Source organism: Streptomyces sp. NPDC048479 (genome assembly GCF_040651435.1).
GTDB lineage: Bacteria > Actinomycetota > Actinomycetes > Streptomycetales > Streptomycetaceae > Streptomyces.
Genome location: NZ_JBEZKA010000004.1, coordinates 172,870 through 197,927, shown reverse-complemented (window position 1 = coordinate 197,927; position 25,058 = coordinate 172,870). Strand labels below are relative to the sequence as shown.

19 protein-coding genes and 1 tRNA gene are annotated in these 25,058 nt (G+C 66.7%); 3 read left to right on the top strand and 17 right to left on the bottom strand.

Annotated features, from left to right (window positions below; translation table 11 throughout):
- Positions 1 to 2: 2 nt before the first annotated feature.
- Both rplC and rpsJ read right to left on the bottom strand, forming a co-directional pair.
- A complete protein-coding gene (gene rplC, locus AB0D12_RS08445) occupies positions 3 to 647 on the bottom strand; it encodes a 50S ribosomal protein L3 (protein ID WP_266534126.1) in 645 nt (214 codons plus the stop codon).
- A 14-nt stretch (positions 648 to 661) separates the two neighbouring features.
- Positions 662 to 970, bottom strand: coding sequence for a 30S ribosomal protein S10 (gene rpsJ, locus AB0D12_RS08440; protein WP_003948644.1), 309 nt, complete (start codon positions 968 to 970; stop codon positions 662 to 664).
- 573 nt (positions 971 to 1,543) lie between these two features.
- Here rpsJ and AB0D12_RS08435 point away from each other — a divergent pair.
- Entirely contained in the window at positions 1,544 to 3,670 is a 2,127-nt protein-coding gene (locus tag AB0D12_RS08435; RefSeq protein ID WP_362678322.1) for a PIG-L family deacetylase, read from the top strand.
- A 98-nt stretch (positions 3,671 to 3,768) separates the two neighbouring features.
- Here the strand turns inward: AB0D12_RS08435 and tuf are convergent, their stop codons facing one another.
- From tuf to AB0D12_RS08365, 14 genes are all read right to left on the bottom strand, one after another.
- Positions 3,769 to 4,962 carry an elongation factor Tu gene (gene tuf, locus AB0D12_RS08430; RefSeq protein ID WP_362678320.1) on the bottom strand — a complete coding sequence of 398 codons (1,194 nt, stop codon included), beginning with the start codon at positions 4,960 to 4,962 and terminating at the stop codon, positions 3,769 to 3,771.
- Positions 4,963 to 5,123: 161 nt separating this feature from the next.
- Positions 5,124 to 7,250: an elongation factor G gene (gene fusA, locus AB0D12_RS08425; protein ID WP_362678318.1), complete on the bottom strand. Its 2,127-nt coding sequence runs from the start codon at positions 7,248 to 7,250 to the stop codon at positions 5,124 to 5,126.
- 38 nt (positions 7,251 to 7,288) lie between these two features.
- A complete protein-coding gene (gene rpsG, locus AB0D12_RS08420; protein ID WP_014047773.1) occupies positions 7,289 to 7,759 on the bottom strand; it encodes a 30S ribosomal protein S7 in 471 nt (156 codons plus the stop codon).
- A 2-nt stretch (positions 7,760 to 7,761) separates the two neighbouring features.
- Positions 7,762 to 8,133: a 30S ribosomal protein S12 gene (gene rpsL, locus AB0D12_RS08415; RefSeq protein ID WP_003948652.1), complete on the bottom strand. Its 372-nt coding sequence runs from the start codon at positions 8,131 to 8,133 to the stop codon at positions 7,762 to 7,764.
- Positions 8,134 to 8,447: 314 nt separating this feature from the next.
- Entirely contained in the window at positions 8,448 to 12,371 is a 3,924-nt protein-coding gene (locus AB0D12_RS08410; protein WP_362678316.1) for a DNA-directed RNA polymerase subunit beta', read from the bottom strand.
- Positions 12,372 to 12,496: 125 nt separating this feature from the next.
- A complete protein-coding gene (rpoB, locus tag AB0D12_RS08405) occupies positions 12,497 to 15,979 on the bottom strand; it encodes a DNA-directed RNA polymerase subunit beta (protein WP_362678314.1) in 3,483 nt (1,160 codons plus the stop codon).
- 581 nt (positions 15,980 to 16,560) lie between these two features.
- On the bottom strand, positions 16,561 to 16,944 hold the full coding sequence (gene rplL / locus AB0D12_RS08400; RefSeq protein ID WP_327325478.1) for a 50S ribosomal protein L7/L12: 384 nt from the start codon (positions 16,942 to 16,944) through the stop codon (positions 16,561 to 16,563).
- Between the two features lie 112 nt (positions 16,945 to 17,056).
- Positions 17,057 to 17,587 carry a 50S ribosomal protein L10 gene (gene rplJ, locus AB0D12_RS08395; RefSeq protein ID WP_326651935.1) on the bottom strand — a complete coding sequence of 177 codons (531 nt, stop codon included), beginning with the start codon at positions 17,585 to 17,587 and terminating at the stop codon, positions 17,057 to 17,059.
- A gap of 255 nt (positions 17,588 to 17,842) precedes the next feature.
- Positions 17,843 to 18,745 (bottom strand): hypothetical protein, encoded by a 903-nt coding sequence (locus AB0D12_RS08390; protein WP_362678312.1) that lies wholly within the window; start codon positions 18,743 to 18,745, stop codon positions 17,843 to 17,845.
- Positions 18,746 to 18,889: 144 nt separating this feature from the next.
- The gene (rplA, locus tag AB0D12_RS08385) at positions 18,890 to 19,612 is read right to left on the bottom strand and encodes a 50S ribosomal protein L1 (RefSeq protein ID WP_362678310.1); all 723 of its coding nucleotides are present in this window, start codon (positions 19,610 to 19,612) and stop codon (positions 18,890 to 18,892) included.
- Between the two features lie 86 nt (positions 19,613 to 19,698).
- The gene (gene rplK, locus AB0D12_RS08380; RefSeq protein ID WP_307661693.1) at positions 19,699 to 20,133 is read right to left on the bottom strand and encodes a 50S ribosomal protein L11; all 435 of its coding nucleotides are present in this window, start codon (positions 20,131 to 20,133) and stop codon (positions 19,699 to 19,701) included.
- Between the two features lie 167 nt (positions 20,134 to 20,300).
- Positions 20,301 to 21,254, bottom strand: a complete 954-nt coding sequence (nusG, locus tag AB0D12_RS08375) for a transcription termination/antitermination protein NusG (protein WP_362678308.1) — start codon at positions 21,252 to 21,254, stop codon at positions 20,301 to 20,303.
- A 75-nt stretch (positions 21,255 to 21,329) separates the two neighbouring features.
- Positions 21,330 to 21,617, bottom strand: a complete 288-nt coding sequence (gene secE / locus AB0D12_RS08370) for a preprotein translocase subunit SecE (RefSeq protein ID WP_327325474.1) — start codon at positions 21,615 to 21,617, stop codon at positions 21,330 to 21,332.
- A 108-nt stretch (positions 21,618 to 21,725) separates the two neighbouring features.
- Positions 21,726 to 21,798, bottom strand: a tRNA-Trp gene (locus AB0D12_RS08365).
- A 170-nt stretch (positions 21,799 to 21,968) separates the two neighbouring features.
- On the opposite strand from AB0D12_RS08365, the gene AB0D12_RS08360 reads away from it, so the two are divergent.
- Positions 21,969 to 23,195, top strand: a complete 1,227-nt coding sequence (locus AB0D12_RS08360) for a pyridoxal phosphate-dependent aminotransferase (RefSeq protein WP_362678306.1) — start codon at positions 21,969 to 21,971, stop codon at positions 23,193 to 23,195.
- A gap of 134 nt (positions 23,196 to 23,329) precedes the next feature.
- Entirely contained in the window at positions 23,330 to 24,385 is a 1,056-nt protein-coding gene (locus tag AB0D12_RS08355) for an adenosine deaminase (RefSeq protein WP_362678304.1), read from the top strand.
- On the opposite strand, the gene AB0D12_RS08350 is transcribed toward AB0D12_RS08355, so the two are convergent.
- Positions 24,378 to 24,971: a helix-turn-helix domain-containing protein gene (locus AB0D12_RS08350; RefSeq protein WP_362678302.1), complete on the bottom strand. Its 594-nt coding sequence runs from the start codon at positions 24,969 to 24,971 to the stop codon at positions 24,378 to 24,380. The two genes, AB0D12_RS08355 and AB0D12_RS08350, sit on opposite strands and share 8 nt — an antisense overlap.
- Positions 24,972 to 25,058: the final 87 nt, after the last annotated feature.

The window sequence follows — 25,058 nt, the reverse complement described above, 5'->3', positions numbered from 1 at the left end:
CCTCAGACCCCCTTGGCCGCAGTGCGGACGAGGACGAGGCCGCCGTTCGGACCAGGAACCGCGCCCTTGATGAGCAGCAGGCCCTTCTCCGCGTCAACCGCGTGGATGGTCAGGTTCTGGGTGGTGACCCGCTCGTTACCCATGCGGCCCGCCATGCGCATGCCCTTGAAGACACGCCCAGGGGTGGCGCAGCCACCGATGGAACCGGGCGAGCGGTGCTTGCGCTGGGTACCGTGACCGGCGCCGAGGCCCTTGAAGTTGTGACGCTTCATGACACCGGCGAAGCCCTTGCCCTTGCTCTTGCCCGTGACGTCGACCTTGACGCCGGACTCGAACACCTCGGCAGTGATCTCCTGGCCGAGCGTGTACTCGCTGGCGTCGGAGGTACGGAGCTCCACCAGGTGGCGGCGCGGGGTTACGTCGGCCTTGGCGAAGTGACCCTTGAGGGGCTTGTTCACCTTGCGCGGGTCGATCTCGCCGAAGGCGATCTGGACCGACTCGTAGCCGTCGATGTCGTTCTTACGGACCTGGGTAACGACGCAGGGCCCGGCCTTGACAACGGTCACCGGGACGACGCGGTTGTTCTCGTCCCAGACCTGGGTCATGCCGAGCTTCTCGCCCAGGACGCCCTTGATCTGCTTTGCCATCTTCTCCGCGCCTCTCAGAGCTTGATCTCGATGTCAACGCCGGCCGGAAGGTCCAGGCGCATCAGCGAGTCAACGGTCTTGGGCGTCGGGTCGAGGATGTCGATCAAGCGCTTGTGCGTGCGCATCTCGAAGTGCTCGCGCGAGTCCTTGTACTTGTGCGGCGACTTGATGACGCAGTACACGTTCTTCTCAGTGGGCAGCGGCACCGGGCCCGCGACCGACGCACCAGTGCGGGTCACCGTCTCGACGATCTTCTTCGCCGAGCTGTCGATGACCTCGTGGTCGTAGGCCTTGAGCCGGATGCGGATCTTCTGTCCCGCCATGGCTACTAGTAGTCCTGTCTCTCGAAACGCTCTGGAACCCGGATGGCTGCGCTCTTCACAAGCGCCGTTTTCTCCGACCCACGCGGTCGGGCGTGTCGCATTCCCTCTACGAAGATCTCCCGAAGGATTTCCCAACCAAGGGGTGCGGGCCTGAGACCGCGAGCCGGGGGAAAACACCCACCGGGTGCCTGGTTCGCACCCCGCTGACACTTCCCGAAAGATTCCCGTACGTCCGCCTCAGCGCTGCCTTACGGCAGATGAGACGACGAGTACTGTGGGACTCGCTTCCGGTCCTCCCGACGGGAGGCGCGCAGCATCGGCACTCAACCGAGCAACCTGGCTAGTGTGCCATATGGGGCAGAGCCCTGGCCAATCGCAGCCGGAGAGCGTACCCCACCGGCCTGCTCCACACGCACATGCTGCCTACGCTCAGGCAACCTCGCACGTCGAATCGCCGTCTAGTTGAGCGCGGACCGGCTCTGACCAGCCCCTCCGCCATTATCGGAGATCAACGGTACGCAGCACGGGGGCGCCTGTCTGCCCGCTGCGAGCGGAGCGGACGGAGCACAACAGATGCAGATCGCGCATGCCCTGGGGAAGGCTGCCGCGCGTTCCACCGGCCTGAGCAGACGAAATGTGGTCGCCGCCACAGCCGCCGTCGCCGCGGCGGCGGCCCTCAGCTCGTGTTCCGTGCCCGCACCGCGGCGCGCCGTCCCGACGGCCGACCCCGCGCCGGGCATGCCCATCTCCAGCTCCCGGCGGGCGCAGCTGATGCAGATCCTGGCCCACCCGGACGACGATCTGTACTTCATGAACCCCGACACCCAGCGGATGCTGGACGCCGGGGTTCCGCTGGTCTGCGTCTATGTCACCGCCGGCGAGGCCGACGGCGTCAACAAGGCGCCCGGCCGGCCGCATCCGGGTGCCGACAAGACGGCGTACTCCTCCGCACGCCACCAGGGGCTGCGCCAGGCGTACGCGACACTGCTCGGGCTGCCCCGGTTCACCGACTGGCAGAAAGGCGTCGCCACGCTGCGCGGCGACCAGCGGGCCGAGATCAACACTCTTGCCAACGGCTCCCGCCGGGTCGAGCTGATCTTCCTCAACCTCGCGATGCACACGACGCGCGGCGGCCGCATGGGCCTGCCCGCCCTGTGGAAGGACCGGGAGCAGAATCTGCGGACCGTCGTCGCCCACGACTCCCCCGTACGCAAGGCGGGCTCGTACGACTACGACCAGCTCATCGACGTACTCGTGGGGCTGCTGGACCGCTACCGGCCCACGGTCGTGCAGACCCTGGACCCCGACCCGGACATCCAGCACAGCGACGAGGCGACCCGCAAGAACGACAGCGAGCAGCACGGCTACTCGGACCATGCGGACCACACCGCCGTGGCCTCCTTCAGCTGGGTAGCCCTGGTGCGCTGGGTGGCCGAGGCGACCCAGGAGGGCGGCCAGGTGCCTGCCTTCGTCGCCACGTCCTTCCGCGGCTACTACAACCGCCACTGGCCCAAGAACCTGCCGGAGGGCGTGCTCGGGCAGAAGGCCGCCCATCTGGTCCCGTACGGCGGCGCCCCCGACTGGAAGTGCGGCAATGCCGCGGGCTGCGGCGACTACAACGTCGGCGGCAAGCGTCCGCTGACCAACAAGAAGGGCTGGGTGCGCTCCACCCACTACCGCTACCCGGGCACGCGCCCGGCGGTGGCCACCGAGCCGGACGGCAGGCTCGCCGCCTACGGAGTGCTGGGGCTGCGCGCGGTGCGCTGGCGCGAGAGCGAGCGCGGCAGCGGCCGGTGGGGCGACCCGGACGACCTCGGCGGCGGCCCGCTCGCGCCCACGCTCGGCGCGGCGGCGCTGCAGGACGGCCGGCAGCTGCTCTTCGGGCTGCGTTTCTCGGCGCTCGGCGGCCACGGCGGCGTCAACAGGAGGGAGGTCGTGCTGCTGGAGCAGCGCTCCGCGGGCGGCCCCTTCCTGCCTTGGCAAGGGCTGGGCAATCCGGAGCGCGGCGACGACCGGGGCCGGCGGATCGGCGTTCCGGTGGCGGTCACGGCCCCCGACGGCCGCGTCCATCTCTTCGTACGCAACGCGGACCAGGGCATCAGCACGCGGATCCGTGACACCGAGGGCCACTGGGACCGCTGGCAGCACCTGGAGGGTGGCGAGATTCAGGACGGACTGTCCACGGTGGTGGACAGCACCGGACGGGTGCATGTCTTCGGTGCCGGGCACGACAGCGTGCACCACTGGACACAGGACGCACCGGGACAGCCGCTCGCCCACCGGCGGGCCGGGCCGCTGCCGGTCCCCGTGGACGGCCCCGCCGCGGTGGCCGGCAAGAACGGCACCGTGGAACTGCTGTACCGCGTGGAGCGTGTCGCAAAGTCCGAAGGACCCGGGACGGCCGAACCCGCGCTGACATCCGTACGCCCCGACGGCGTCCGCATACCCGCCGTCCGTTTCGACGGCCACGGTCCGGTGAGCGCGGCGGCCGCCCCGCGCGGCCCGGTACTCCTCGGCAAGGACCTCAAGGGGCAGCTCCAACTGCAGGTTGCAGGAAAGGTGTTGACCCGCAAGAACGGCACACTGCCGTCGCTGGACGCACCGGCCCTGCACATGGGCGGCTCGGGAGCCACCGTCGTGGGCCTGGGGGCGGACGCGCACCCCTGGACCTGGTCACCCGAGGCAGGAACTGCCGGCTAGCCACGGCCTCGCAGGCGACAGCGCAACGCGAAGGGCCCCGCACCAGTGGTGCGGGGCCCTTGCTGATGCTCCGGGGAGCTACCAGGTCAGATCAGGAATTACTTGATGATCTTGGTGACCTGGCCGGCGCCGACGGTCCGGCCACCCTCACGGATGGCGAACTTGAGGCCCTCCTCCATGGCGACCGGCTGGATCAGCGTGACGTTCATGAGGGTGTTGTCACCCGGCATGACCATCTCGGTGCCCTCGGGAAGGGTCACCACGCCCGTTACGTCCGTGGTACGGAAGTAGAACTGCGGGCGGTAGTTGTTGAAGAAGGGGGTGTGACGGCCACCCTCGTCCTTCGACAGGATGTAGGACTGGGCCTCGAACTCGGTGTGCGGCGTGACCGAACCCGGCTTGATGATGACCTGGCCGCGCTCGACGTCCTCGCGCTTGATGCCACGGAGGAGCAGACCGACGTTCTCACCGGCCTGGCCCTCGTCGAGCAGCTTGCGGAACATCTCGATGCCGGTGACCGTGGTGGTGGTCTTCTCGGTCTTGATACCGACGATGTCGACGGTCTCGTTGACCTTGAGGACACCACGCTCGATACGACCGGTGACGACGGTGCCACGACCGGTGATCGTGAAGACGTCCTCGATCGGCATCAGGAACGGCTTCTCGACGTCACGCTCGGGCTGCGGGATCGACTCGTCAACGGCCTTCATCAGGTCGAGAACGGTCTGGCCCCACTCGGCGTCACCCTCGAGCGCCTTGAGCGCCGAGACCTTGACGACCGGCAGGTCGTCGCCCGGGAACTCGTACTCGGAGAGGAGCTCACGAACCTCGAGCTCGACGAGCTCCAGGATCTCCTCGTCGTCCACCATGTCGGCCTTGTTCAGGGCGACAACGATGTACGGAACGCCGACCTGGCGGGCCAGGAGCACGTGCTCCTTGGTCTGCGGCATCGGGCCGTCGGTGGCGGCGACCACGAGGATGGCGCCGTCCATCTGCGCCGCACCCGTGATCATGTTCTTGATGTAGTCCGCGTGACCGGGGCAGTCGACGTGCGCGTAGTGACGCGACTCGGTCTGGTACTCGACATGCGCGATGGAGATGGTGATACCGCGCTGGCGCTCCTCAGGAGCCTTGTCGATCTGGTCGAAGGCCGAGGCCTCGTTCAGGTCCGGGTACGCGTCATGCAGCACCTTGGTAATGGCGGCCGTGAGGGTCGTCTTACCGTGGTCAATGTGACCGATGGTGCCGATGTTGACGTGCGGCTTAGTCCGCTCGAACTTCGCCTTCGCCACTGGGTCCTCCTGTGGAGTGGTTCTGTACGCCTTGCTTCATCGGCGCCAGGTGATCTTTGCTGGGATGCCGGGGCCCGGGGGCGTCCGCCGCATTGCTCTCGCTCTGCGCCGGACGCCCGTCCAGGCACCGGTGACAAGCCTAAAGCGTGAACTCCGAAGAGTTACTCGCCCTTGGCCTTCGCGATGATCTCCTCGGCGACGTTCCGCGGAACCTCGGCGTAGGAGTCGAACTGCATCGAGTAGCTTGCGCGACCCGAGGTCTTGCTGCGGAGGTCTCCGACGTAGCCGAACATCTCCGAGAGGGGCACAAGGCCCTTCACGACGCGAGCACCGCTGCGCTCGTCCATGGCCTGGATCTGGCCACGGCGGGAGTTGAGGTCGCCGATCACATCGCCCATGTAGTCCTCGGGCGTGGTGACCTCGACGGCCATCATCGGCTCGAGGAGCACGGGGGACGCCTTGCGGGCACCCTCCTTGAACGCCTGCGAACCAGCGATCTTGAACGCGAGTTCGGAGGAGTCGACCTCGTGGTAACCACCGTCGAGAAGGGTGACGCGGACGCCCACCATCTCGTAGCCGGCCAGGATGCCGAACTGCATGGCTTCCTGCGCACCCGCGTCCACCGAAGGGATGTACTCACGGGGGATGCGGCCACCGGTGACCTTGTTCACGAACTCGTAGGTCGCGTCGCCGCCCTCGATGGGCTCCAGCGCGATCTGCACCTTCGCGAACTGACCGGTACCACCGGTCTGCTTCTTGTGCGTGTAGTCGATACGCTCGACGGCCTTGCGGATCGTCTCGCGGTACGCGACCTGCGGCTTGCCGACGTTCGCCTCGACGCGGAACTCGCGCCGCATGCGGTCGACGAGCACCTCGAGGTGAAGCTCACCCATACCACCGATGATGGTCTGGCCGGTCTCCTCGTCCGAGTGAACCTGGAAGGAGGGATCCTCCTCCGCGAGACGCTGGATGGCGACACCCAGCTTCTCCTGGTCACCCTTGGTCTTGGGCTCGATCGCGACCTGGATGACCGGCGCCGGGAAGTCCATGGACTCCAGGATCACCGGGTTCTTGTCGTCGCACAGCGTCTCACCGGTGGTGGTCTGCTTCAGGCCCATGACGGCGACGATGTCACCGGCGCCCACCGACTCGATCTCCTCACGCTTGTTCGCGTGCATACGGTAGATCTTGCCGATGCGCTCCTTCTTGCCCTTCGTCGGGTTCAGCACCGCGGTGCCGGACGTCAGGCGGCCGGAGTAGATCCGGATGAAGGTGAGCTTGCCCAGGTGCGGGTCGCTCGCGATCTTGAAGGCCAGCGCGGCCAGCGGCTCGTCGTCCGACGGCTTGCGCGTGACGACCTTCTCCGGGTCCTTGACGTCGTGGCCGTCAATGCCCTCAACGTCGAGGGGGGAGGGGAGGTAGCGCACAACCGCGTCGAGCAGAGGCTGAACGCCCTTGTTCTTGAACGCGGTACCGCAGAAGACGGGGGTGACGGTGGTGCCGCCGCCCTTGCCGGACGCGATGGTGATACGACGGATCGCGGCGTAGAGCTGCTCCTCGGTGGGCTCCTGGCCCTCCAGGTACAGCTCCATCATCTCGTCGTCGTTCTCGGAAACGGCCTCAAGGAGCTTGCCGCGCCATTCCTCGGCAGCCTCCGTGTGCGTGCCCGGAATGTCGACGACGTCGTACATCTCGCCCTTGGTCGCCTCGGCGGACCAGAGCAGTGCCTTCATACGAACGAGGTCGATGACGCCCTTGAAGTCCGCCTCGGCACCGATCGGCAGCTGCATCACGATCGGGGTCGCGCCGAGGCGGTCCACGATCATGTCGACGCAGCGGTGGAACTCGGCACCGGTGCGGTCGAGCTTGTTGACGAAGCAGATACGCGGAACGCCGTAGCGGTCCGCCTGACGCCACACAGTCTCGGACTGCGGCTCAACGCCGGCGACACCGTCGAACACCGTGACGGCACCGTCGAGCACGCGGAGCGAACGCTCCACCTCGACCGTGAAGTCGACGTGACCCGGGGTGTCGATGATGTTGATGGTGTGATCGACGTCCTCGAGCGGCCAGTGACAGGTCGTCGCGGCGGACGTGATCGTGATGCCGCGCTCCTGCTCCTGCTCCATCCAGTCCATCGTGGCAGCGCCGTCGTGGACCTCACCGATCTTGTAGCTCACACCGGTGTAAAACAGGATGCGCTCGGTGGTCGTCGTCTTGCCCGCGTCGATGTGGGCCATGATCCCAATGTTGCGGACCTTGGCCAGGTCAAGCGAAGTGGTGGCCATAAGGCTCAATCTTCTCTCGGTCTCGATGTGGGTAGCGACTACCAGCGGTAGTGCGCGAAGGCCTTGTTGGACTCGGCCATCTTGTGCGTGTCCTCACGCTTCTTGACCGCAGCGCCGAGGCCGTTGGAGGCGTCGAGCAGCTCGTTCATGAGGCGTTCGGTCATGGTCTTCTCGCGACGGGCGCGGGAGTAACCCACGACCCAGCGGAGCGCGAGGGTGGCGGCGCGACCGGGCTTGACCTCGATCGGCACCTGGTAGGTGGCGCCACCGACACGGCGGGACTTGACCTCGAGAGACGGCTTGACGTTCTCGAGGGCGCGCTTCAGCGTGATGACCGGGTCAGCGCCGGTCTTCTCGCGGAGGCCTTCCATGGCGCCGTAGACGATCCGCTCGGCAGTGGAACGCTTGCCGTTGAGCAGGATCTTGTTGATCAGCGACGTGACAAGAGGAGAACCGTAGACCGGGTCGATGATGACCGGGCGCTTCGGGGCGGGGCCCTTACGAGGCATTCTTACTTCTCCTTCTTGGCGCCGTAGCGGCTGCGGGCCTGCTTGCGGTTCTTGACACCCTGGGTGTCGAGGGAACCGCGGATGATCTTGTAACGAACACCCGGCAGGTCCTTCACACGGCCACCACGCACGAGCACGATGGAGTGCTCCTGCAGGTTGTGTCCCTCACCCGGAATGTAGGCCGTGACCTCGATGCCGGAGGTCAGACGCACACGCGCGACCTTCCGCAGGGCCGAGTTCGGCTTCTTCGGGGTGGTCGTGAACACACGCGTGCAGACGCCGCGGCGCTGAGGAGAACCCTCGAGTGCGGGCGTCTTGTTCTTCTCGACCTTGTCCTGCCGGCCCTTCCGGACCAGCTGCTGGATCGTAGGCACTACTTCTCCGGTTTCTGTGTGCCGTATGTGAAACTAACCTGGAACGTCGCCGACCCACGCGGTCGGGTGTGTCGAATGCTGCAGGCTCCCCCGCGAAGGGAGAGAACGCAGATTGCGGTGGCCATTTTCGGACTCGCCGTGCGGTTGAGGACACGCACACGAGCCCAGGCACACCCCAGGCACAAGGTCAGAGCGTACCTACCGCATCGGCTCCGGTCAAAACAAATGCACACGCGCAGGACACACCACCCTGCAAGATACGCCACAGGGCGGCCATCCGCGAGGAATGACCGCCCTGTGGCGTTGCTACTGCCTTACTGGTTGTACGGACCGTAGTCGTAGTCCTCCAGCGGAACGGCCTGGCCGGAGCCGGTGCCGAACGGCGAGTAGTCGATGTCGTCGTAGCCGACGGCCGAGTACATCGCGGCCTTGGCCTCCTCGGTGGGCTCCACCCGGATGTTGCGGTAACGGGACAGGCCCGTACCGGCCGGGATGAGCTTACCGATGATGACGTTCTCCTTGAGGCCGATCAGGGAGTCCGACTTGGCGTTGATCGCCGCGTCGGTCAGAACCCTGGTCGTCTCCTGGAAGGACGCCGCCGACAGCCACGACTCGGTGGCGAGCGAGGCCTTGGTGATACCCATCAGCTGCGGACGGCCGGAGGCCGGGTGGCCGCCTTCCGTGACCACACGACGGTTCTCGGTCTCGAACTTCGAGCGCTCGACGAGCTCGCCCGGCAGCAGCTCCGCGTCGCCGGACTCGATGATCGTCACACGGCGCAGCATCTGCCGGATGATGATCTCGATGTGCTTGTCGTGGATCGACACACCCTGCGAGTTGTAGACCTTCTGGACTTCGCCGACCAGGTGGACCTGGACCGCGCGCTGACCGAGGATCCGCAGCACGTCGTGCGGGTTGGTGGCACCGACGGTGAGCTTCTGGCCCACCTCGACCGCGTCGCCCTCGCCCACGAGCAGACGGGCGCGCTTGGAGATCGGGAACGGCGTCTCCTCGCTGCCGTCGTCCGGCGTGACCACGAGCTTCTTGGTCTTCTCGGTCTCCTCGATACGGACGCGGCCCTTCGCCTCCGAGATCGGGGCGACACCCTTGGGCGTACGAGCCTCGAAGAGCTCGACGACACGGGGCAGACCCTGGGTGATGTCGTCACCGGCCACACCACCGGTGTGGAAGGTACGCATCGTCAGCTGGGTACCGGGCTCACCGATGGACTGGGCGGCGATGATGCCGACCGCCTCACCGATGTCCACCAGCTTGCCGGTGGCGAGCGAACGGCCGTAGCAGTACGCACAGGTGCCGACCGCGGACTCACAGGTCAGGACCGAGCGGGTCTTGACCTCCTCGACGCCCGCGGCGACGACCGCGTCGATGAGCACATCGCCCAGGTCGACATTGGCCGGCGCGATGACCTTGCCGTCGACGACGACGTCCTCGGCGAGCATGCGGGCGTACACGGACGTCTCGACGTCCTCCGCCTTGCGCAGCACACCGTCGGCACCGCGCTCGGCGATCCGCAGCTTGAGGCCGCGGTCGGTGCCGCAGTCCTCTTCGCGGATGATGACGTCCTGCGAGACGTCCACCAGACGACGGGTCAGGTAACCCGAGTCCGCGGTACGCAGGGCGGTGTCCGCCAGACCCTTACGGGCACCGTGGGTGGAGATGAAGTACTCCAGCACGGTGAGACCCTCACGGAACGACGCCTTGATGGGCCGCGGGATGGTCTCGTTCTTGGCGTTCGACACCAGACCACGCATACCGGCGATCTGACGCATCTGCATCATGTTTCCTCGGGCACCCGAGTCAACCATCATGAAGATGGGGTTCGTCTTCGGGAAGTTCGCGTTCATCGCCTCGGCAACCTCGTTGGTCGCCTTGGTCCAGATCGCGATGAGCTCCTGAGTGCGCTCGTCCTTGGTGATCAGACCGCGCTCGTACTGCTTCTGGACCTTCTCGTCCTGCGCCTCGTAGCCCGCGACGATCGCCTTCTTGGCCTCGGGGACCACGACGTCGGAGATGGCCACGGTGACACCGGAACGGGTCGCCCAGTAGAAGCCGGCCGCCTTCAGGTTGTCGAGCGTCGCCGCCACGATGACCTTGGGGTAGCGCTCGGCGAGGTCGTTGACGATCTCGGAGAGCTGCTTCTTGCCCACCGAGTAGTCGACGAACGGGTAGTCCTCGGGCAGCAGCTCGTTGAAGAGCGCGCGGCCCAGGCTCGTACGCAGCCGGAAGCTGTCACCCTGCTGCCACTCGCCCGCGCCGGAGCCGCTGATGTCCGCAGCGCCCTCTTCCTGGGCCGGCGGGGTCCAGCCGCGCGGCGGGATGGTGCCCACCGGGAAGCGGATGTCGACCTTCGCCTGGAGCGAGAGCTCGCGGGCGTCGAACGCCATGATCGCCTCGGCCGTGGAGCCGAAGGACCGGCCCTCGCCGATGACCTTGCGCTCTTCCTCGTCGGTCGTGAGGAAGAACAGGCCCAGCACCATGTCCTGGGTCGGCATGGTGACCGGACGGCCGTCGGCCGGCTTCAGGATGTTGTTCGAGGAGAGCATCAGGATGCGCGCCTCGGCCTGCGCCTCCGCGGAGAGCGGCAGGTGCACGGCCATCTGGTCACCGTCGAAGTCCGCGTTGAACGCGGTGCAGACGAGCGGGTGGATCTGGATGGCCTTGCCCTCGACCAGCTGCGGCTCGAAGGCCTGGATGCCGAGGCGGTGCAGCGTGGGCGCACGGTTCAGCAGAACCGGGTGCTCGGCGATGACCTCTTCGAGGACGTCGTACACGACCGTGCGGCCGCGCTCGACCATGCGCTTCGCCGACTTGATGTTCTGCGCGTGGTTGAGGTCGACCAGACGCTTCATCACGAACGGCTTGAAGAGCTCCAGCGCCATGGCCTTCGGCAGACCGCACTGGTGCAGCTTGAGCTGCGGGCCGACGACGATGACGGAACGGGCCGAGTAGTCGACTCGCTTACCGAGCAGGTTCTGACGGAAACGACCCTGCTTGCCCTTCAGCATGTCGCTGAGGGACTTCAGCGGGCGGTTACCGGGACCGGTCACCGGGCGACCGCGGCGGCCGTTGTCGAACAGCGCGTCGACGGCCTCCTGCAGCATCCGCTTCTCGTTGTTCACGATGATCTCGGGGGCACCGAGGTCAAGGAGACGCTTGAGGCGGTTGTTGCGGTTGATCACACGGCGGTACAGGTCGTTCAGGTCGGAGGTCGCGAAGCGGCCACCGTCCAGCTGCACCATCGGACGCAGGTCCGGCGGGATGACCGGCACGCAGTCCAGCACCATGCCCTTGGGGCTGTTGCTGGTCTGCAGGAACGCGGAGACGACCTTGAGGCGCTTGAGCGCACGGGTCTTCTTCTGGCCCTTGCCGGTACGGATGATCTCGCGGAGACGCTCGGCCTCCTCCTCGAGGTCGAAGGACTCCAGGCGCTTCTGCAGCGCGGCGGCACCCATCGAGCCGTCGAAGTACGTGCCGAAGCGGTCACGCAGCTCGCGGTAGAGCAGCTCGTCGCCCTCGAGGTCCTGGACCTTGAGGTTCTTGAAGCGGCTCCACACCTCGTCGAGACGGTCGATCTCGCGCTGCGCACGGTCACGCAGCTGCTTCATCTCACGCTCGGCGCCCTCGCGCACCTTGCGGCGCACATCGGCCTTGGCGCCCTCGGCCTCGAGCTCGGCCAGGTCGGTCTCGAGCTTCTTGGCGCGGGCCTCGAGGTCGGCGTCACGGCGGTTCTCGACCTGCTGGCGCTCGACGGAGACATGGGCCTCCAGCGAGGGCAGGTCGCGCGTCCGGCGCTCCTCGTCCACGAACGTGATCATGTACGCGGCGAAGTAGATGACCTTCTCGAGGTCCTTCGGCGCGAGGTCGAGCAGGTAGCCGAGGCGCGACGGGACGCCCTTGAAGTACCAGATGTGGGTGACAGGCGCGGCCAGCTCAATGTGACCCATCCGCTCACGGCGCACCTTGGCGCGGGTGACCTCGACGCCACAGCGCTCACAGATGATGCCCTTGAAGCGGACACGCTTGTACTTACCGCAGTAGCACTCCCAGTCCCGGGTCGGACCGAAGATCTTCTCGCAGAAGAGTCCGTCCTTCTCGGGCTTGAGCGTGCGGTAGTTGATGGTCTCCGGCTTCTTGACCTCGCCGTGGGACCACTGTCGGATGTCGTCCGCGGTCGCAAGGCCGATCCGCAGCTCGTCGAAGAAGTTGACGTCGAGCACTATGCGTCAATCCCTCTCAGGGGTTCGTGCCCCTCGCTGTGAAGCGAGATATCGGGCGCTAAATCATGGTCTGTACGGGTCCGGGGCAGGGTCGGGACCTCACGAGGAGGTCCCGACCAGACCCGTCAGACCTCTTCGACGCTGCTCGGCTCGCGCCGGGACAGGTCGATACCGAGCTCTTCCGCAGCGCGGAAGACGTCCTCGTCCGTGTCGCGCATCTCGATGGACATACCGTCCGAGGACAGCACCTCCACGTTGAGGCAGAGCGACTGCATTTCCTTGATGAGCACCTTGAAGGACTCGGGAATGCCGGGCTCGGGGATGTTCTCGCCCTTGACGATGGCCTCGTAGACCTTCACGCGGCCGGTGACGTCGTCGGACTTGATGGTCAGCAGCTCCTGGAGGGCGTACGCGGCGCCGTAAGCCTCCAGCGCCCACACCTCCATCTCACCGAATCGCTGGCCACCGAACTGGGCCTTACCACCCAGCGGCTGCTGGGTGATCATCGAGTACGGACCGGTCGAACGAGCGTGCAGCTTGTCGTCGACCAGGTGGTGGAGCTTGAGGATGTACATGTAGCCGACCGAAACCGGGTCCGGGAACGGCTCGCCGGAGCGGCCGTCGAACAGGTTGGCCTTGCCGGACGGCTGAACCATCCGGTTGCCGTCGCGGTTCGGGATCGTGGCCTCGAAGAGACCGGCGATCTCGTCCTCGCGCGCACCGTCGAAGACCGGCGTCGCGACGTTCGTACCGGGCTGGACCTCGTCCGCGCCGATCGCCTTCAGCCGCTCCATCCACTCCTCGTTGCCCTCGACCTTCCAGCCCTGGCTGGCGAGCCAGCCGAGGTGGATCTCGAGAACCTGTCCCGGGTTCATTCGGGACGGGACACCCAGCGGGTTGAGGATGATGTCGACCGGGGTGCCGTCCTCCAGGAACGGCATGTCCTCGATCGGCAGGATCTTCGAGATGACGCCCTTGTTGCCGTGACGGCCGGCGAGCTTGTCACCATCGGTGATCTTGCGCTTCTGCGCGACGTAGACGCGAACCAGCTGGTTCACGCCCGGCGGCAGCTCGTCGCCCTCCTCGCGGTCGAAGACGCGGACGCCGATGATCTTGCCGATCTCGCCGTGCGGCACCTTCAGCGAGGTGTCACGGACCTCACGCGCCTTCTCACCGAAGATCGCGCGGAGCAGACGCTCCTCCGGGGTCAGCTCCGTCTCGCCCTTGGGCGTGACCTTGCCGACCAGGATGTCGCCGGCGACAACCTCGGCACCGATACGGATGATGCCGCGCTCGTCGAGGTCGGCGAGGACCTCCTCGGAGACGTTCGGGATGTCCCGGGTGATCTCCTCCGGGCCGAGCTTGGTGTCACGGGCGTCGACCTCGTGCTCCTCGATGTGGATCGAGGAGAGGACGTCGTCCTGCACGAGGCGCTGCGACAGGATGATCGCGTCCTCGTAGTTGTGACCCTCCCACGGCATGAAGGCGACCAGCAGGTTCTTGCCCAGCGCCATCTCACCCTGCTCGGTGGCAGGACCATCGGCGAGGACCTGGCCCTCGACGACCCGGGCGCCCTCGTCCACGACAACCTTCTGGTTGACCGAGGTGCCCTGGTTGGAGCGGGAGAACTTCGCGATGCGGTACGTGGTGTACGTGCCGTCGTCGTTGGCGACGGTGATGTAGTCCGCGGATACCTCCTGGACAACACCTTCCTTCTCCGCCTTGATGACGTCGCCGGCGTCGACCGCACAGCGGTACTCCATGCCGGTGCCGACCAGCGGCGCCTCGGACGTGATCAGCGGCACCGCCTGACGCATCATGTTCGCGCCCATGAGGGCACGGTTGGCGTCGTCGTGCTCGAGGAACGGGATCATGGCGGTCGCGACCGACACCATCTGGCGCGGCGAGACATCCATGTAGTCCACGTCCGTGCCGGGCACGTAGTCGACCTCGCCGCCACGGCGGCGGACCAGCACCCGGTTCTCGGCGAACCGCAGGTCGTCGGTGAGCGCGGCGTTGGCCTGCGCGATGACGAACCGGTCCTCCTCGTCGGCGGTCAGGTAGTCGACGTCGTCGGTCACCTGGTCGTCGACGACCCGGCGGTACGGCGTCTCGACGAAGCCGAACGCGTTGACGCGGCCGTAGGAGGCGAGCGAGCCGATCAGACCGATGTTCGGGCCTTCAGGGGTCTCGATCGGGCACATGCGGCCGTAGTGGGACGGGTGCACGTCACGGACCTCGAAGCCGGCCCGCTCACGGGAGAGACCACCCGGGCCGAGCGCCGACAGACGGCGCTTGTGGGTGAGACCCGACAGCGGGTTGTTCTGGTCCATGAACTGCGACAGCTGGCTGGTGCCGAAGAACTCCTTGATGGAGGCGACGACCGGCCGGATGTTGATCAGGGTCTGCGGCGTGATCGCCTCAACGTCCTGGGTCGTCATGCGCTCACGCACGACGCGCTCCATACGAGCCAGACCCGTACGGACCTGGTTCTGGATGAGCTCGCCGACGTTACGCAGACGACGGTTGCCGAAGTGGTCGATGTCGTCGGTCTCGACGACGATCTCGGTGCCGCTCTCGCCGACCGTCTCGGTCTCACCGGCGTGCAGCTTGACCAGGTACTTGATGGTCGCGATGACATCGTCGGTGGTGAGCACGCCGGCGTCCAGCGGCTCATCCGCGCCGAGCTTCTTGTTCACCTTGTAGCGGCCGACCTTGGCGAGGTCGTAGCGCTTCGGGTTGAAGTAGAGGTTCTCGAGCAGCGTCTGAGCGGCCTCGCGCGTCGGGGGCTCACCCGGACGCAGCTTGCGGTAGATGTCGAGCAGCGCGTCGTCCTGGCCCTGGGTGTGGTCCTTCTCCAGGGTGGCGCGCATCGACTCGTACTCGCCGAACTCCTCGAGGATCTGCTCGGTGGTCCAACCGAGAGCCTTGAGCAGGACGGTGACGGACTGCTTGCGCTTGCGGTCGATGCGGACACCGACCATGTCGCGCTTGTCGATCTCCATCTCGAGCCAGGCACCCCGGGACGGGATGATCTTGGCCGTGTAGATGTCCTTGTCGGACGTCTTGTCGATGTTGGAGTCGAAGTAGACACCCGGCGAGCGGACCAGCTGGGACACCACGACACGCTCGGTGCCGTTGATGACGAAGGTGCCCTTGTTGGTCATGAGCGGGAAGTCGCCCATGAAGACCGTCTGGGACTTGATCTCGCCGGTCTCGTTGTTGGTGAACTCGGCGGTGACGAAGAGCGGGGCAGCGTACGTGAAGTCGCGCTCCTTGCACTCGTCGATGGAGTTCTTCGGAGGCTCGAAGCGGTGGTCGCGGAAAGTAAGCGACATCGACCCGGAGAAGTCCTCGATCGGAGAGATCTCCTCGAAGATCTCTTCCAGACCGGACTTGGTGGGGACGTCCTGTCCGCTGTCCAGAGCCGCCTCGACACGAGCCTTCCAAGCGGCGTTCCCGAGCAGCCAGTCAAAGCTCTCGGTCTGCAGCGCGAGGAGGTTCGGAACCTCGAGGGGCTCCTTGATCTTTGCAAAGGAGATGCGCAGCGGGGCGGTGCTGGCGCCGTTGTTCGTATTCGCGGTCGAGGCGTTGCGCGAGGCGGCCAAGAGGGGGTCCTTCCGAGGGCTCGGACTCACTACGCGCGTACCGGTCCCATGCTGGGCACGGAGATAGAAATCCCAGGTGAGGGATGATTCGATCAACGGTGCTCGTGCGTGGGGATGCCCCTGGTGACGGGCAGGAGGCAGTTAACAGGCAGCGCAAAGGGTCAGTGTAGCCACTTGGCACACTGATGTCCAGTGCGGGTTTTCGAGACCCTCGTTGTTCTCAACTCCGCGGCAAGCCCTCGCGCCATGTGGCGCACATCGATACTGCCCGTTCGGTCGTCGATCCATGCCTCGGATCCGGATCGTTGTGACGACGCGTCCTGAGAATTGCGCGCTCCGTGCGGTTCGTCAAGACCCCCCCACTCAGACTGGCTGCTGGGATCGTCACTGACCAGCGTCAGGGGCGCACGGCGAAGATCACGATACCCCCCGAAAACGGAAGAGCAAGGCAGGCCTCGCGGGAACGCCGAAGGGCGACCACCCGAATGGGTGATCGCCCTTCGCTGTGTCCCCAGCGGCCCCTAAGCGGAACCGGCTGTTGCCGCTATGCGCCTTCCGGCGCGCGGCAGAGACTCAGAAGGTCACTTGACCTCGACGGACGCGCCAGCGGCCTTGAGGGACTCGGCAGCCTTCTCAGCGGCCTCCTTGGCGACCTTCTCGAGGACCGGCTTCGGGGTGCCGTCGACGAGGTCCTTGGCCTCCTTGAGACCCAGGGAGGTCAGCTCGCGCACGACCTTGATGACCTGGATCTTCTTCTCGCCGGCGCCGGTGAGGATGACGTCGAACTCGTCCTGCTCGGCCTCGGCCTCGGCCGGGGCGGCAGCGGCGCCACCAGCGGCAACGGCGACCGGGGCGGCGGCGGTGACGTCGAACTTCTCCTCGAAGGCCTTCACGAACTCGGAGAGCTCGATGAGGGTCATCTCCTCGAACTGCGCAAGCAGGTCGTCCTGGGTGAGCTTCGCCATGATGGCGGTCCTTCCACTAATTCGGCTGGTGCCGGATGTATATGTCGGCGGGCGTACATCGGCCCGCTGCGACCGGCCGCATTACGCGGCGACGGTCAATGCGCGAGCCGAATTACTCGGCACCGCCCTGCTCGGCCTTCTTGGCACGAAGCGCCTCCGCGGTGCGGACGAACTTCGAGGGAAGCGCCTGGAAGAGCGCGGCAGCCTGGGACTGCTTGCCCTTCATGGCGCCCGCCAGCTTGGCGAGCAGAACCTCGCGGGACTCGAGGTCCGCAAGCTTCTTGATCTCATCGGCGGACAGCGCCTTACCGTCAAGGACACCGCCCTTGATGATGAGGTTGGGGTTGTCCTTGGCGAAGTCACGAAGACCCTTCGCCGACTCCACCGGGTCACCGGTGACGAAGGCAACCGCTGTCGGACCGTTGAACAGGTCGTCGAGCGTGTTGATCCCGGCCTCGTTGGCCGCAATCTTGGTCAGCGTGTTCTTCACCACGGCGTACTGGGCGTTCTCACCGAGCGAACGGCGCAGCTGCTTGAGCTGGGCCACGGTGAGACCCCGGTACTCGGTCAGCACGGCGGCGTTCGAGCTGCGGAACTGGTCCGCGAGCTCGGCTACCGCGGCAGCCTTGTCGGGCCTTGCCATAGAGCGTCGGCCTCCTTCCGGGTGATGAGGACCGCTCAGAAGGGGCTGAACAAAACGAAACGCCCCGGCGCAGGCGCACGGGGCGTAGCTCTACCGGAGCGAGTCCGGGAACTGTCCACAGTCACCTGCGCAGGACGTCCGCAGTCAGCGGATCCTTCGGCCACCGCACCCTCTTGCGAGGACACAGCAACGACCAGCGGTCTTTGGCTTCTGTGGAAGAGTACGCGAATGGTTCCGCGTCAGGCAAATCGCCGCTTACGAGGCCCCCGCCGCCTGCCGGTTCATGAGCTTGGTGAAGTCAACCGTGTCAGCGGCCGGCGGCGCCTCGACCGACGCCGCAATGCCGTAGTCGGAGTAGAAGACCGTCGAGTTGAACGCGCCGGTCTTCAGCTGACCGCTTTCGGACTTCTTCACCAGCAGGTCGTTCTTGTCGACCCAGATGTCGACCTTCTCGGTGGTGACGCCGGCCTTGCCGAGCTGCTCCTTGAAGGCCTTCAGCTGGTCGGCGCTGAGCGCGGCGTTCTTCTCCGACAGCTTCGCGACGTCGACCGTGCCGGAGTAATGCGTGGCGGAGACGCCCCGTACCTTCTCCTCGCCCACCTTCTTCACATCGCCCGAGGCGAGCAGGGCCTTCACTCCCTTGTCCGGAGTGGCGTTCTGCATCTGGTCCTTCATGACGTCGCCGGAGGCGCCCATCAGCTTGGACAGATCGGCGTAGCCGTACCGGATCCAGTGCTTGCCGCCCGTCTGCGCGGCGAGGGCGTCGCCCAGGTTCGCGTAGTACGCGTCGCTCAGATAGCGGGCCTTCACGGCTCCGTTGCCACCGGCCTTCTTCATGGCGTCCGCCATGGTGCCGCCGGTGTATTTCATCTCCATGGCGCCGGTGATGCCGTCCGCCCAGTCGAGGGCCCCGTTCATCGTCACGGTCATGGCAGAGCCCATCACCATCGTGCCGTCGACCTTTGCGGAGTGGGCTCCGCTGGTCTTCTGCTCGACGGTGCGCAGCGCGGCGATCGGGCTGACCGCGGCCACACCCCCGCTCCCGGCCTTCGTCCCGCCTCCGCTGCCGCTGCCGCCGCCCTGACAGCCTGCGGCTCCGGCGATCACGGCGACCGCCGTCAGCGCAACACCCGCGCGCCTGAATCCAGACGTGCTCATAAACCCCACCCCTTGTGTCTCAGCGAACTCACAGAACCGTAACGCAGCCCTACGACAGCGCGTACGAAGAAAGCCGGTCCCCGCACCTCGGTGAGAGGTACGGGGACCGGCTTCAGTACGCGAGACCCGCGGCTGCCGTCAGATTCAGACGGAAGCCGGGTCCTCCTCGACGAGGAGGTTGCGGGTGCGGTTGGAGTCCAGCGGGATGCCGGGGCCCATCGTCGTGGTCAGGGTCGCCTTCTTGATGTAGCGGCCCTTCGCGGCGGACGGCTTCAGACGGAGGATCTCCTCCAGCGCCGCGGCGTAGTTCTCGACCAGCTTCGTCTCGTCGAAGGAGACCTTGCCGATGATGAAGTGCAGGTTCGAGTGCTTGTCGACGCGGAACTCGATCTTGCCGCCCTTGATGTCGTTCACAGCCTTGGTGACATCGGGGGTGACGGTGCCGGTCTTCGGGTTCGGCATCAGACCACGCGGACCGAGCACGCGGCCGAGGCGGCCGACCTTGCCCATGAGGTCCGGGGTGGCGACGACGGCGTCGAAGTCCAGCCGGCCCTTCGCAACCTCGTCGATCAGTTCGTCGGAGCCGACGATGTCGGCGCCCGCGGCTTCCGCGGCCGCAGCACGGTCACCGGTCGCGAAGACCAGGACCCGGGCGGTCTTGCCGGTGCCGTGCGGAAGGTTGACGGTGCCACGGACCATCTGGTCGGCCTTGCGCGGGTCAACGCCCAGGCGGAAGGCGACCTCGACGGTGCCGTCGAACTTGCTGGCGGCGGTGTCCTTGGCGAGACGGACGGCCTCGAGCGGGGCGTAGTTGCGCTCCCGGTCGATCTTGGCGTCCGCAGCGCGGAGAGTCTTGCTGCGCTTCACTTCTGCTCCTGAGGTTCAGGGGTGGAGTCGTGGTGCGGACCAGCGCTTGGTCCTACCACTGAGAGGTCGTACAGGGAGCTGAGCTGTCAGCCCTCGACCGTGATGCCCATGGAACGGGCGGTGCCGGCGATGATCTTCGACGCGGCGTCCAGGTCGTTGGCGTTCAGGTCGGGCATCTTGACCGTGGCGATCTCGCGGACCTGGGCGCCGGTGAGCTTGGCAACCTTGGTCTTGTGCGGCTCGCCGGAGCCCTTGTCCACACCCGCGGCCTTGAGGATCAGCTTGGCGGCCGGCGGAGTCTTGGTGATGAAGGTGAAGGAACGGTCCTCGTAGACCGTGATCTCCACCGGCACGACCATGCCACGCTGCGACTCGGTCGCGGCGTTGTAGGCCTTGCAGAACTCCATGATGTTGACGCCGTGCTGACCGAGCGCGGGGCCGACCGGCGGAGCCGGGTTGGCCGCGCCGGCCTGGATCTGGAGCTTGATAAGCCCCGTGACCTTCTTCTTCTTGGGAGGCATTGCTCTCTCCGGGTCCTAGTGAGAGTTTTCAGCGCTCCATCCAGTCATCCGGATGGAGGCATACCGCACAACGATAACGGGTACAGCTGCGCGGCCAAAAACCGAGCAGGTCAGAGCGGCTGCGAGAGCCGTTCTGACCTGTTCGGAGGCGTATGTTCCAGAACGAACTAGTTCTTCTGGATCTGGTCGAAGCTGAGCTCGACCGGGGTCTCGCGGCCGAAGATCTCGACGAGGCCCTTGACCTTCTTCGAGTCGGCGTTGATCTCGTTGATCGTGGCCTGCAGCGTCGCGAACGGGCCGTCGGTGACGGTGACCGAGTCGCCGACCTCGAAGTCCAGCACCTGGACCTCGACCTTGCGGGCCGGAGCCGGCTTGCCCTCGGCCTCTGCGGCCTCGCGGGCGGCCTTCTCCTCGGCCTCCGGGGCGAGCATCTTGACGATCTCGTCCAGGGTCAGCGGGTACGGGTCGTAGGCGTTGCCCACGAAGCCGGTGACGCCGGGGGTGTTGCGGACGACGCCCCAGGACTCGTTGGTCAGGTCCATGCGGACCAGGACGTAGCCGGGAAGCTTGTTCTGGCGGACGTTCTTGCGCTCGCCGTTCTTGATCTGGACGATCTCTTCCTCGGGCACTTCGGCCTGGTAGATGAAGTCCTCGACGTTCAGCGAGACGGCACGCTGCTCCAGATTCGCCTTCACGCGCTTCTCGTACCCGGCGTACGTGTGGATGACGTACCACTCGCCCGGCAGTCCGCGAAGTTCGTCGCGGAGGGCGGCGACCGGGTCGGCAGGGGCCTCGGGCTCTGCGGGCTCTTCGTCCTCGGCGCCGGCGGCCTCTTCGGCGTCCTCGACGTCGGCTGTGGCCGCCTCGTCCTCTTCGACCTCGGCCACCGCGGTGGCCTCGTCCTCGACGTGCATCGCGGCCTTCTCGGCCGGCTCGCCCGCAGCGGCGTCGGCAGCCTCGGCGAGGTCGACCTCGTCGGCCCCTTCGACGATGTCGAGCGCGTCGTCGTCGAGCGCGTCGATGTCGACCGTGTCCGGCGCAGCCTCGGCCGCCTCGGCCGTCGCCGCAGTCTCTTCGCCCTCCACGGGCTCGACGGCGTCGTTCAGGTTCGGGTCAGACACGGTGGCTGCTTCTTCCTGGATACAGATGGGGTGGAACATGCGAAAGGGGCGCCGCTGCCGGCGCCCTCCGCGGGATCAGCCGAAGACGTACTTGACGGCTTCCTGGAACCCATAGTCAATCACGGTCACCAGACCAATCATGACGACTACGAAGACAATCACCACTGTGGTGTACGTCGTCAGCTGACTGCGAGTGGGCCAGACGACCTTGCGCAGCTCGGCGACGATCTGTCGGTAGAAGAGCGCGAGACGGCCCAGAGGGCCCTTCTTCCCGCGCTTGCCGCCCTTGCGGGTCCGCTTCTTCGACTCCGGCGCCTCGTCATCGGCATCAGGCATGTCGATGGAGCCCACGGCGTCCGTCACGATCTTTCACCTGATTCCGGGTCGTGGCCGCGCCGCGCCCGGTGGAGCCGCACGGCGGTTCATTGAATGTACGTACATGCGCACACAACCTGGCGAAGGTGTGTGTAGCAGGGCCGGAGGGACTTGAACCCCCAACCGCTGGTTTTGGAGACCAGTGCTCTACCAATTGAGCTACGACCCTTTGTGGTTTCCCCAACCTACCCCATCCGTAGATGTGGTTGGCGAGGGCCAACGACGAGTGAGTGTACGTGGTTGCAGGCCCGGCGTCGAACAGATAGCTCCTGGCCGGTTCCTGTCCGCTACTCGAAACACGTGTACCGGGTCCGTTTGCGGTCTGGGACGATGGCCCGTATGAGCGCTGCAACCCCTCCCACCGAGCGCCGGGTCTCCGCCCGCATCGGCGCGATCTCCGAGTCCGCGACCCTCGCCGTCGACGCCAAGGCAAAGGCCCTCAAGGCCGCCGGCCGTCCGGTGATCGGCTTCGGCGCGGGTGAGCCGGACTTCCCGACACCCGACTACATCGTCGAGGCCGCGATCGAGGCCTGTCGCAACCCGAAGTACCACCGCTACACCCCGGCCGGAGGGCTCCCCGAGCTCAAGGCCGCCATCGCCGCGAAGACGCTGCGCGACTCCGGCTACGAGGTCGACGCCTCCCAGATCCTGGTCACCAACGGTGGCAAGCAGGCGATCTACGAGGCGTTCGCGGCGATCCTGGACCCGGGCGACGAGGTCATCGTGCCGGCTCCGTACTGGACGACCTACCCCGAGTCGATCCGCCTCGCGGGCGGTGTACCCGTTGACGTCGTGGCCGACGAGACCACCGGTTACCTGGTCTCCGTCGAGCAGCTGGAGGCGGCGCGCACGGAGCGTACGAAGGTCGTCCTCTTCGTCTCGCCCTCGAACCCGACGGGCGCGGTCTACAGCGAGGCCGACGCCGAGGCGATCGGCCGCTGGGCCGCGGAGCACGGCCTGTGGGTCCTCACCGACGAGATCTACGAGCACCTGGTCTACGGCGACGCGAAGTTCACCTCGCTCCCCACGCTCGTCCCCGAGCTGCGCGAGAAGTGCATCGTCGTCAACGGTGTCGCCAAGACGTACGCCATGACCGGCTGGCGCGTGGGGTGGATGATCGCCCCCAAGGACGTGATCAAGGCCGCGACCAACCTGCAGTCGCACGCCACGTCGAACGTCTCCAATGTCGCGCAGATCGCGGCGCTGGCTGCCGTCTCTGGGAACCTGGACGCGGTCGCCGAGATGCGGACCGCCTTCGACCGGCGCCGCCAGACCATCGTGCGGATGCTCAACGAGATCGACGGTGTGCTCTGCCCGACCCCCGAGGGCGCGTTCTACGCGTACCCCTCGGTGAAGGCGCTGCTGGGCAAGGAGATCCGCGGGAAGCGTCCGCAGACCTCGGTCGAGCTGGCCGCGCTGATCCTGGACGAGGTCGAGGTGGCGGTGGTTCCCGGCGAGGCCTTCGGTACGCCGGGCTATCTGCGGCTTTCGTACGCGCTGGGCGACGAGGACCTGGTCGAGGGTGTCTCGCGGATCCAGAAGCTGCTGGCCGAGGCGCGCGACTGAATCTGCTCACTGAGTGGGCTGGCGGGCTCCCGGCTTCTGCCGGGGGCCCGTTTCCGTTCCGTTTCTTCGTTCGGGCAAGGACCCGATCGGGGAAAGGGGCTCCGGACGGCGGGCAGGTGCGGCAAGATCCTTCAATGGAGCAAGTTCGTGCCCGCGGCGGAGCCGCTGAACGAGACCTCAGGCTGTTGCCGAAGGCCCATCTGCATCTGCACTTCACCGGGTCGATGCGACCCACCACCCTGCTCGAGCTCGCCGACAAGTACGGCGTCCATCTGCCCGATGCCCTGACCAGCGGCGAACCGCCCAAGCTACGGGCGACCGACGAGCGCGGCTGGTTCCGTTTCCAGCGGCTCTACGACATCGCCCGGTCCTGTCTGCGCTCGCCCGAGGACATCCAGCGGCTGGTGCGCGAGGCGGCCGAGGAGGATGTGCGGGACGGCTCGGGGTGGCTTGAAATACAGGTCGACCCGACCTCGTACGCCCCCATGCTGGGCGGGCTGATTCCGGCGCTGGAGATCATCCTGGACGCGGTGGAGCGCGCCGGACGGGAGACCGGTCTCGGTATGCGGGTGCTGGTCGCGGCGAACCGTATGAAGCATCCGCTGGACGCGCGCACGCTGGCGCGGCTCGCGGTGCGGTACGCGGACCGGGGGGTCGTCGGATTCGGTCTCTCCAACGACGAACGCCGGGGCATGGCACGGGACTTCGACCGCGCCTTCGCGATCGCCAGGGACGGCGGCCTGCTGGCGGCGCCGCACGGCGGCGAGCTGACCGGACCCGCGTCCGTACGGGACTGCCTGGACGATCTGCGCGCCTCCCGGATCGGCCACGGCGTACGGGCCGCGGAAGACCCACAGCTGCTGCGGAAGCTGGCCGAGCGCGGGGTGACCTGCGAGGTGTGCCCCTCGTCGAATGTGGCGCTGGGCGTGTACGAGAAGCCGGCGGACGTACCGCTTCGGACGCTGTACGACGCCGGGGTGCCGATGGCGCTCGGGGCGGACGACCCGCTGCTCTTCGGCTCCCGGCTGGCGGCGCAGTACGAGCTGGCGCGGACGCACCACGGTTTCACCGACGCGGAGCTCGCGGAGCTGGCCGGGCAGTCCGTGCGCGGCTCGGCGGCGCCTGAGGAGATCAGGGACAAGCTGCTGGCCGGCATCGACGAGTGGCTGACCGACCGGCCGGCTAACTGATTCCGCGCAGCAGCGTGCGGGCGATTCCCGCGGCGAACTCGTCGAGCGGCTGTGGGGGCTTTCCGTCCGCGGTCATGTCGTACGCGAAGGCCCGTTGTGCACAGGCACCGAGAAGCAGGGACGCGCCCGCGTAGGTGTCCGCGTCGGCGTGCACCCGGCCGGCGTCCTGCTCGGCGCGCAGATACGCGTCGAGGCCCCGGATGGGCATGTGCGGGCCTGCGCCCAGCTCGCGCAGGGCCGCGTCGTGGCGCTGCTTGAGCCGGGGGTCGGCGTAGAGCGAAGCGGCGATCGGGAAGCTCTGGGCGTAGAAGAGCGCGGCCTCGCGGGCGATCTCGGTGAGGTTCTCCTCGACGGTGCGCCGCGCAGGGTCGGCGACGAGTGTGTCCAGCAGCGGGGTGAGCCTGGGCAGCCGCTCCTTCAGCACGGTCACGAAGAGCTCCTCCTTGCTCGCGAAGTGCTTGTAGAGCGCCGCCTCCGAGCAGCCGGCCGCCTTGGCGATCTCCTTGGTGGTGGCACGGGCGAGGCCGATGGTGAGCAGGAGCTCATGCGCGGCGTCGAGGATGCGGGCGCGGGCCGGTCTCTGCATGGAACCTCCGAAAGGCACTTGACGGGTGAGTGAGCACTTACCCACTCTAGAGGTGAGTGAATACTTACCCACCATGGAGGTGCGGAC